The sequence below is a fragment of the Mycobacterium sp. genome (assembly GCF_008709575.1).
Taxonomy (GTDB): Bacteria; Actinomycetota; Actinomycetes; order Mycobacteriales; family Mycobacteriaceae; genus Mycobacterium.
In genome coordinates this window covers 1-9,007 of the sequence record NZ_VYIK01000091.1, presented here as the reverse complement: position 1 = coordinate 9,007, position 9,007 = coordinate 1, and the positions used below count along the sequence as shown (strand labels likewise).

At 67.6% G+C, this 9,007-nt stretch carries 10 protein-coding genes; 5 read left to right on the top strand and 5 right to left on the bottom strand.

What is annotated here, in order from left to right:
• Positions 1-100: 100 nt before the first annotated feature.
• Positions 101-592, bottom strand: coding sequence for a DUF2231 domain-containing protein (locus F6Q13_RS16130; RefSeq protein ID WP_293058659.1), 492 nt, complete (start codon positions 590-592; stop codon positions 101-103).
• A gap of 256 nt (positions 593-848) precedes the next feature.
• Between F6Q13_RS16130 and F6Q13_RS16125 the strand changes: the two genes are divergently transcribed.
• From F6Q13_RS16125 to F6Q13_RS16115, 3 genes are read left to right on the top strand one after another with little or no spacing between them, the layout of a single operon-like run.
• Positions 849-1,847 carry a GNAT family N-acetyltransferase gene (locus F6Q13_RS16125; RefSeq protein WP_293058665.1) on the top strand — a complete coding sequence of 333 codons (999 nt, stop codon included), beginning with the start codon at positions 849-851 and terminating at the stop codon, positions 1,845-1,847.
• Positions 1,848-1,873: 26 nt separating this feature from the next.
• Entirely contained in the window at positions 1,874-2,524 is a 651-nt protein-coding gene (locus F6Q13_RS16120; protein ID WP_293058656.1) for a DUF5642 family protein, read from the top strand.
• A gap of 21 nt (positions 2,525-2,545) precedes the next feature.
• The gene (locus tag F6Q13_RS16115) at positions 2,546-3,199 is read left to right on the top strand and encodes a DUF5642 family protein (protein WP_293058654.1); all 654 of its coding nucleotides are present in this window, start codon (positions 2,546-2,548) and stop codon (positions 3,197-3,199) included.
• Between the two features lies 1 nt (position 3,200).
• Here F6Q13_RS16115 and F6Q13_RS16110 read toward each other — a convergent pair whose 3' ends face one another.
• The 3 genes from F6Q13_RS16110 to F6Q13_RS16100 form a co-directional block, all read right to left on the bottom strand.
• The gene (locus F6Q13_RS16110) at positions 3,201-3,797 is read right to left on the bottom strand and encodes an alpha-ketoglutarate-dependent dioxygenase AlkB (RefSeq protein ID WP_293058651.1); all 597 of its coding nucleotides are present in this window, start codon (positions 3,795-3,797) and stop codon (positions 3,201-3,203) included.
• An 85-nt stretch (positions 3,798-3,882) separates the two neighbouring features.
• Positions 3,883-4,743 (bottom strand): type IV toxin-antitoxin system AbiEi family antitoxin, encoded by an 861-nt coding sequence (locus F6Q13_RS16105; protein ID WP_293058648.1) that lies wholly within the window; start codon positions 4,741-4,743, stop codon positions 3,883-3,885.
• Between the two features lie 100 nt (positions 4,744-4,843).
• Positions 4,844-6,367 carry a phospholipid carrier-dependent glycosyltransferase gene (locus F6Q13_RS16100; RefSeq protein ID WP_293058662.1) on the bottom strand — a complete coding sequence of 508 codons (1,524 nt, stop codon included), beginning with the start codon at positions 6,365-6,367 and terminating at the stop codon, positions 4,844-4,846.
• Between the two features lie 51 nt (positions 6,368-6,418).
• On the opposite strand from F6Q13_RS16100, the gene rsmI reads away from it, so the two are divergent.
• Positions 6,419-7,255 carry a 16S rRNA (cytidine(1402)-2'-O)-methyltransferase gene (gene rsmI, locus F6Q13_RS16095; RefSeq protein ID WP_293058645.1) on the top strand — a complete coding sequence of 279 codons (837 nt, stop codon included), beginning with the start codon at positions 6,419-6,421 and terminating at the stop codon, positions 7,253-7,255.
• Here rsmI and F6Q13_RS16090 read toward each other — a convergent pair.
• Positions 7,238-8,491 (bottom strand): aminodeoxychorismate synthase component I, encoded by a 1,254-nt coding sequence (locus F6Q13_RS16090; RefSeq protein WP_293058642.1) that lies wholly within the window; start codon positions 8,489-8,491, stop codon positions 7,238-7,240. The two genes, rsmI and F6Q13_RS16090, sit on opposite strands and share 18 nt — an antisense overlap.
• Positions 8,492-8,654: 163 nt before the next feature.
• Here F6Q13_RS16090 and F6Q13_RS16085 point away from each other — a divergent pair.
• Positions 8,655-9,007: hypothetical protein (locus F6Q13_RS16085; protein WP_293058640.1), on the top strand; the 353-nt coding region annotated here is incomplete at its 3' end.

Here is a 9,007-nt window from a genome sequence, read left to right as displayed (position 1 = left end):
CTCGTTCGCATCGAGTAGGTCAGGGGTTCGAATCCCCTTAGCTCCACCGAGTTTGGGCAGGTCAGGGCACCCGACCGCAGGAGGCCAGCGCCGGCTCGCCTCAGCGAATTCCCGCGGTGTTTTCCAGCCGGTCGACCTGCCCGCCCCAGACCGCCTGAGAGCCGGTTTCGCCAATTCGGTAGACCTGGATCACGGCAGCGATGCCCACGCCCAGAGCCAGGATCGCGACCGCGATGCGCATGGCCGGCCGGCGTTTCTCGAATCGATGTTCCAGGACATGCAACACAGCGATAGCCATAGCGACCATCAGTAGCGCGACCGAAAAATAGGTCATCGATTCGGCTCGGTTGGCGTGCTCGATCAACACCTGCGTGGGGTTGCGGATCAGGCCGATCAGCCACTCGCCGGCGTGGATCGTCACGGGCGTCAGCGCCGCGGTCACGGCAGCCAGCGCCAACGCCAACCACGCCAAATGCCGACGGGCTGTCGGCCACAGCGCGCACACGATCAACAGCAGGGCCGTCAACGGCACAAGGACCACGACGAAGTGGACCAACAAGATATGGGCGGGCAGGCCGTTGACGACGGTCATGGCACTCCTGGGATCGAGGATTGGCGGCGAGGTGGCCAGTGCATCGATCAGAATGGCAGACCGCCCGGTGAGTCCTGCACGACAGGTCGATGGCGAGTCTGGTCGCGTCGGCCGCCCGCGCGACACCGCCCCCGCAGTTGCCCCGATAGATCGCCCAAACACCCCTGCGGTGCCATAACCTGGGCAGCATCAGGCAGCAACAATCTCAGATACGACGGTGGAAGCTGATGGGGTCACCGCGACTAGGGAGATCAACCTGAACGAGCTGGCCGCCCTGCGCGCCGGCGAGCTGGCCGCGCTGGAGATCTTCGAAGGATGCTCCGTCGAGGACTTGATGCCGTTGGCGGCGAGCCTGCAACCCCTGCAGGCCGCAGCCGGGCAGGTGCTCATGGCGCAGGGCGACCGAGCGGTGTCCTTCCTGCTCATCTCATCGGGGACCGCCGAGGTCAAACACCTCGGCGAGGACGGCGTCGTCACCCTCGAGCACGTCTCCGCCGGCACCATCGTCGGCGAGATCGCGCTGCTTCGAAACGCCCCGCGCACCGCGACCGTCACCACCACCACTGACCTGCTGACCGGGTGGGTGGGCGACACCGACGCGTTCGCACAGTTGCTGAATATCCCGGGCATCACGAGCCGGCTGCTCCGCACGGTGCGCCAGCGGCTGGCCGCGTTCGTCACACCGATCCCGGTCCGGGTCCGCGACGGGACCGAGCTGTTGCTGCGCCCCGCGCTGCCCGGCGACAGTGAGCGGACTTTACACGGGCACGTCCAATTTTCCCGCGAGACGCTGTACAAGCGGTTCCTGTCGCCCCGGGTGCCCAGTCCGTCCTTGCTGGACTATCTGTTCGAAGTCGACTACGTCGATCATTTCGTCTGGGTGATGACAGACAACGACGGCGATCCCGTCGCCGACGCCCGCTTCGTGCGCGAACAGCACCAAGCCGTTGTCGCCGAGATCGCATTCACCGTGGGTGACGACTATCAGGGCCGCGGCATCGGCACGTTTTTGTTCGCCGCGCTCTCGGTGGCGGCGTGGGTGGCCGGTATCGAAAAATTCTCCGGCCGTGTGCTTTCCGACAACTTGCCGATGCGGACCATCATGGACCACTACGGCGCGTTCTGGAAACGCGACGACGTCGGCGTCGTCACCACCGTGATCGACGTGCCCGGCCCAGGTGCTCTGTCGTTGGGCCCAGACCTGACCAATCAGATCAGACATGTTGCGTGTCAAGTGATCCGGGCAGTGGGCTAGTGTGGGTATCCACCGGGATCCGGCTTGTGGCAGTGGTGCTTGTCGTGCTGGCGACTGCCGGATGCCCGCACTCGCGGGAGCCCGCGCCGGCGCCGTCGGCAACCCTGGTCCGCCAGGTAAACCCCGCCTACATCAAACGAGTCCGCCGCGATCTGCCGCCCGGCTACGAAGTGGCCGCCGTTTCCGGGGTAGCCGGTCCGCCCGCGACCTGGGGCCTGGGTCGAGTCTGGGCGGCGGACCCGCCGCGCTGCGCGGCGTTGGTCGACCCGGCGCACGGGCACGGCGAACCGGCCGGCGGAATCTCGGGATCGGGCGCCGGCGGCACCCTCTACGCGTTGGTGACCACCACGCCCAACAGCCTAGTTGCACCCGATCCGGCCCTGGTCGCCCAATGCCCGCACTGGACGGTGACCAACGGACGCGCCACCGCCCGCGTCCGGTTGATCGAGGCGCCGCGCATCGACGGCGTCGAAACCCTCGGTATGGTCGCCGACACCACCAACACAGTCGAAGGCGGTAACGAAACCACTTCTCGGGCAAACACCTTCGGTGCCTATCTGGGCGGCTACTACGCGTTCACCACGGGGATCACCGACCCGGGTTCGCCGCAACCGCAACTGGAGGTCCGATCGGTGGCCGACTTGCTGGTCAAAACGGTGGCCGAGTTGCGTCACTGAGTGTTGGGTACAGTGGCCACGATGTACAGAGCGTTGCTCGTGATCGGATGCGTGTGCTGGCTCGCGGGGTGCGGATCCGGCGACAAAGCGCGAGAATCCGCCGATATCGCCAAAGTCTCGGAGGTCGACTCGAGTTTCGGCCCCGGCTTCAAGGTCAAAGACATCCCCAAGACCGGCATCGACCCCAAGCTGCTGTCCACCCACAAGCTTCCCCCGGGACTGAAATTCGAGCCCGCCGACTGCGCGAAGTTCGTGGCCGGTCAGGATATGCCACCCGGGTTGAAGGGCAACATGGCCGCGGTCTCCGCCGAGGGCAAGGGCAACCGCTACATCGTGATTGCCATGCAGACCTCTCAGCCGATGCCGGTGAACAACCCGGGCAGAAACTGCCGGCAGGTCGGCTTCGCCGGGCGCGGCGTGCGCGGTGTGGTCGAGGTTGTCGAGGCACCCAAGATCGACGGCGTGCAAACGCTGGGTGTGCATCGCGTCTTGCAAACGGCCGTCCGCGGGAAACCGCGCACCGGCGAGGTGTACAACTATTCCGCGTATTTCGGCGACTGCCAGGTGATCGTGACCGCTAATGCTGTCGTGGCACCCGACCAGCCGGCCGTGCCGGTCGATACCGGCCGTGCGCGGGAATTACTGGTCAAGGCGGTTGCCGCGGTCCGGGGTTGAGTCAGCGCACGTCGCGCGGGCGGAACTGAATGCTGATCCGCGGCCCGGTGCACGCCGGCGTCTTGGGGACCGAATGCTCCCAGGTGCGCTGACACGATCCGCCCATCACCACCAGGTCGCCGTGCGCCAGCGGCAGGCGCAGCGAGGCTCCGCCGCCGCGGGGCCGCAACGCGAAGGTGCGGGTGGCACCCAGGCTGACGATCGCCACCATGGTGTCCTCGGTGCTGCCGCGGCCGATGGTGTCGCCATGCCAGGCGACGCTGTCGGATCCGTCGCGGTACAGGCACAACCCGACAGTGGTGAACGGCTCGCCCAACTCCTCGGCGTAGCTGTCGTTGAGCCGCCGCCACAGCCGTCCCAGCGCGGGGTGCGGGAGCTCGTCGGCGAAGAGATCGTAGAAGCACACCAGACGGGGCACGTCGAGTACCCGCTCGTACATCCGCCGGCGCTCGGCGCGCCACGGCACCGTCGTCGTCAGCGCCTCCAACAGGGCATCGGCGTCGATCAGCCAGCCCGGCCGGATGTCGATCCAGGCGCCGGCACCGAGCGCTCTGCGCTCCTCGCACGCGAACAACGATTCCTGGATCGGTATCGCCACGGCGTCGAGTTTATCGCACGTGCGTTCGACCGGGTGAAGGCGAGCTGCGCCGAGATTGCGCCCAGGGCTGCGCACTCGCCGGGCATCACGACCCTGGGCGCAATGTCAACGGGTACCCGCGGCGGGCGAACGCATCCGATACCCGATGCAAAATGAATCGCCGGCCGTGTTCGGCCACTACGTGGATGTCGATCCAGCCTGCACGTTCGATCAGTTCCGCACGCCCGATGTCGTGCACGTAGCGCCCGCGGTCGGCGCAGTGCTGCCGGCCGTCGTAGTCGAGGCCGATCATCGGCTCGTCGTAACCCATGTCGATGAATGCCTCATTGACACCGTCGGTCACCCTGATCTGTGTTCTGGGTGCCGGCAGTCCGGCGTCGACAAGCACGAGCCGCAGCCATGTCTCCTTGGGTGACTCCGCGCCCGGGTCCATCAGGTTGAGCGCTGCCTTCGATCGACGCAGCCCTCGCGCCCGCCGATAGCGCTCGGCCAAAGACAAGGCATCGGATGCCGTGATACCGGTCGCGCGGGCCAACGCGTCGAGGTGCCTGACCGCGACATCGCGCGGCAGGTGTCGGGCGAGGTCCAGCGCGGTCCTCGCGGGACTGGTCACCGGCAAACCGGCGATGTCGACGATCTCGTCGGCATCGATGCGCTCGTTGCGGCAGACGATGCCCGGCGGCGGGCGGCCATTGCGCCAGATCAGCTCGATAGGTGTGTCCGCATCAATCCACTGCGCGCCGTGGAGCGCCGCCGCGGCGCGCCCGGCGATCACGCCGTTGCGCCCGGACCACAGCCACGCGCCGACGGTGTTGCGCCGCAGCGACGAAGCGCTCGATCGGGGCGCGTAGACATCGGGAAAAAGCGCGCTGTAGTGCCAGCGTAACTGTCCGCGGGTAAGCGCGCCGCGGGCGAGCATCTCGGTGCCGATGAACACGTCAGACATGCCGTGATACTGCTGGGTAACGCCGACGCTTCGCTGTCTGAGCGGTGAGATTGCGCACAGGGTTGTGGACAACCGTCGACCAACAGCCGTGCGTGCAATCTCACCGCCAGCTGGGCAGCCAGATCTCCATATTCCAGGTGCTCGGGGAAATCGGCTGACCGGTCAGGATCGGAAACAGCCAGGCGAAATTCGTCAGCACCAGTGCCACATAACAGGACACGACGATCAGGCCGAGTGTGCGGCCCTCCGCGCTCTGACCGGGCCGGTAGAGGATGTCGCCGAGGATCAACGCGATCGCCATCACCAGAAAAGGCGCCATCGTGGCCGCGTAGAAGAAATACATCTGCCGGTCGATGTCGGCGAACCACGGCAGCCAGCCGGCGCAGTAGCCGACCAGCACCGCGGCATACCGCCAGTCCCGGCGAACGAGCATCCGCCACGCCGCGTAGCCGAGCACCGGCACCGAAAGCCACCACATCGCCGGAGTGCCGACCAGCATCACCGCTTTGATGCACGACTGCGCTCCACAGCCGGCGACGTTCTGCTGGTCTATCGCGTACAGTACCGGCCGCAGCGACATCGGCCAGGCCCACGGCTTGGACTCCCAGGGGTGGTGGTTGCCTGCGGAATTAGTGAGGCCGGAGTGGAACTGGTAGGCCTTGACCGTGTAGTGCCACAGCGAACGGATGGCGTCGGGCATCGGGAAGGATGCCGCCGGGCCGATTGACTGGCCGACCTCGTGGCGGTCGATCGCGGTTTCGGAGGCGAACCACGGCGCATACGAGGCCAGATACACCGCGAACGGAATGAGCAGCAGCGCATAAGCACTCGGGCCCAGATCGCGGCGCAGCGTCCCGAGCCACGGCCTGCGCACCCGGTAGGCCCGGCGCGCGGCGACGTCGAACGACAACGACATCAACCCGAAGAACACCACGAAGTACAGCCCCGACCATTTTGTCGCACAAGCCAATCCGAGCAATACCCCAGCGCCGAACCGCCACCAGCGCACCCCCAGCCGCGGCCCCCAGACCGTCTGGGTGATGCGACCCTGGGTTGCTGCGACGTGCATCCGTTCCCGGACCTGGTCGCGATCGACGATCAGCGCCCCGAACGCCGCGACCACGAAGAACGCCAGGAACCCGTCGAGAAGGGCGGTGCGCGCGGCGACGAAGCTGACTCCGTCGGCGATGAGCAGCAGCCCGGCGATCCCGCCGACCAGCGTCGAGCGGCTGATCCGCCGCACGATGCGCACCACCAGCGCGACCATGACCACACCGAGCAGCGCGCCGGTGAACCGCCAGCCCACGCCCGTGTAGCCGAACAGCGCTTCGCCGATCGCAATGAGCTGCTTGCCCACTGGGGGATGAACGACCAGGCCGAACCCGGGATTGTCCTCCACGCCGTGGTTGTGCAGCAGCTGCCACGCCTGCGGCGCGTAGTGTTTTTCGTCGAAGATCGGCGTTCCGGCATCCGTCGGAGAGCCCAGGTTCACGAACCGGGTCAGCGCGGCCAGCGCGGTGACCACCGCGGTCACCGCCCAGCCGCGCCACCGGTCGACCGGACCGAAATCCGCGACGGGCAGCAGCGGCCCCGGGCTGATCGTGGGTACCGTCCGCTGCGGCATCAGCAGTTCGTCGGCGGGGGCGGTCATCACCATGATCGTAGGCTTTCCACCATGAGCGCCGGTCGACTGTTGCTGGCCGCCACGCCATTGGGCCGGCCGACGGATGCGTCGCCGCGGCTGGTCACGGCTCTGGGTGGTGCTGACGTCGTGGCCGCCGAGGACACCCGTCGGGTCGCCGCTCTGGCCAGAACGCTCGACGTCGCGATCACCGGCAAGGTGGTCAGTTTGTTCGACCAGAACGAGGACGCCCGGGTGCCGCTGTTGGTGGGTGCGATCCGCGCCGGTGCAACGGTGCTGGTGGTCAGCGATGCCGGAATGCCGGCGATCAGCGACCCGGGCTACCGGTTGGTCGCGGCGTGCGTCGACGCCGGCCTGCCGGTGACGTGCCTGCCCGGCCCGTCGGCGGTGACCACCGCGCTGGCGGTGTCCGGCCTGCCCTCGGACAGGTTTTGTTTCGAAGGGTTCGCTCCGCGCAAGCAGTCGGCGCGCCGGGCCTGGTTGGCGTCGCTGTCGCAGGAGCGGCGCACTTGCGTGTTCTTCGAATCGCCGCGCCGCCTGCCGGCGTGCCTGCGCGACGCGGCCGAACAACTGGGCCCGACCCGCCGGGCCGTGGTGTGCCGGGAGCTGACCAAGGTGCACGAGGAAGTGGTGCGCGGATCGTTGGCGGAACTGGCGGCCTGGGCGGCCGGCGGCGTGCTCGGCGAGGTCACGGTCGTGCTGGCCGGTGCTATTCCGCAAGCAGACCTTCCGGTCCTGGTGGCCGAGGTCGAAGAGCTTGCACAGCAAGGTATTCGGATCAAGGATGCGTGCAAGAGAGTAGCTGCAGGGCACCCGGAGCTGCGGTCGGGACGAGAGCTCTACGACGCGGTCTTACGGTCCGGTCGCTAGCGCCGTCCCAGCCCTGGTGGCGGTGGTCTGTCCGAAAACTGGCGCTGCCTTGTGCAGGCATTCGCCCCATTCGGTTTCCACGTCGGAATCAGCGGTGATCCCGCCGCCGGCTCCCAGCACAGCGTGACCCGCAGCGTCGAATTCGACGGTGCGGATCGCCACGTTGAGCTCGCATCCGGCCATCGGTGAGGCCAGACCGACTGTGCCGCAATAGATGCCACGCCTATTCGGCTCCCATTGTGAAATCAACTGCCGAGCACGCAGTTTCGGAGTTCCCGTGACGGAGGCGGGCGGAAAGGCGGCTTCCAACAGCGACGACATCGGCACTTCGACGGGTACTTGTGCCGACACCGTCGACACCAGGTGCCACACCCCCGGAGCGGCTCGCACCACCAGCAACTCGGGTACTCGCACCGTCCCGGTGACCGCCACTCTGCTCAGGTCATTGCGGACCAGGTCGACGATCATGATGTTCTCGGCCACGTCTTTGACCGACCCGCGTAGCCTCGACGGGCAGTGATCCAGCGGCAACGTGCCCTTGATCGGGCTGGAGATCACCGCGTCACCGCGTCGGCGCAGGAAAAGTTCCGGAGACAGCGAGGCCACTGCGCCCCAATCTCCGGCAACGTAAGCCGCCCGGGCCGGCGCGGTGCGCGCGACGCCGTCGGCGAAGAAATCCAGTGGTTCTCCGTCGACTGCGCCACCGAATTGGGTGCACACGCAGGCCTGGTACACCTCGCCGTCGCGGATAGCGGCCAAGCAGGCCAGCACCGCGTCGCGGTGGGCCGCCCGGTCGGCGGGGCCCCACTGGATCTGGCAGGTCCGGCGCGGGACGGGTGCGGCGAGAGCATCGGTCAGCCAGGTAGGCATCCGAGCCCCCGAGAGGCTCTCGTACCACCACTGCCCGCCGGTATCACGGCGCAGCACGCAGTCCGTCCAGCCGCCGGCGGCCGCGGGAATGCGGGCCGGCCGCCCGTCGGCGCCGGGGTCGGGATAGGACAGATAGCCGATCCAGCCACCGCCCACCGCCGTGATGGTCGAGCCGGGCCGGATGCCGAAGGCGTGGACGGGGTCGACCGGTTGTATCGAAACGCTCGGCGCGATCACCGCCAGCGCACCGAACCAATCCCCGATCAGCGCGGCCGGCGGCGGCAGGCCCAGCCGCACTGTGGCCTCGCCGACGGCCCGCAGCACCTGCGGTGCACTGCCGAGATCGCCGAGCCGATCGATGCGCACCGTCCTAGCTTGACAGACTCCGCACCCGCGGCCGATCGCGTGCGCGGTCCCATTAACCTTCTCGCCAGGCTCTTGACAGGTTCGGCTCAGGTTGGTGAGACTGAGCGGGCCGCCGGGGACGTCAGACCGATCGCGCGTACGATCGCGGATCCAAGGAGCAGCGGTGAGAGCGGTATGGGCGCGCAGGTGTGCCGGTCGGTTAGCCGCAGCGGCGGCGATGTTGCTGGCGTGGGCAGTGCCGGCAGCGGCTGTCACACCGCCGGCCCGCGCCGACGTGATTGATCTGCTCGTCGATCCGATCATCGAGCCCTTGCAGGCGGCGGTGGGGGGATTAGATCCGGCCGCCAGTTCGGCGGGGCTGGAGACGGCCGCGATCAACGCCGCGGTCGACCTGCTCGAAAGCTACTGGGCGACTGCGGGCGCCGTGGGCACGGCAGTGCAGGAAGTGTCCAGTTCTGCGGCGGTCACGGTTCCTGTGGTGCTGCACGGGTTGGAGCAGGATTGGATCACCAGCCC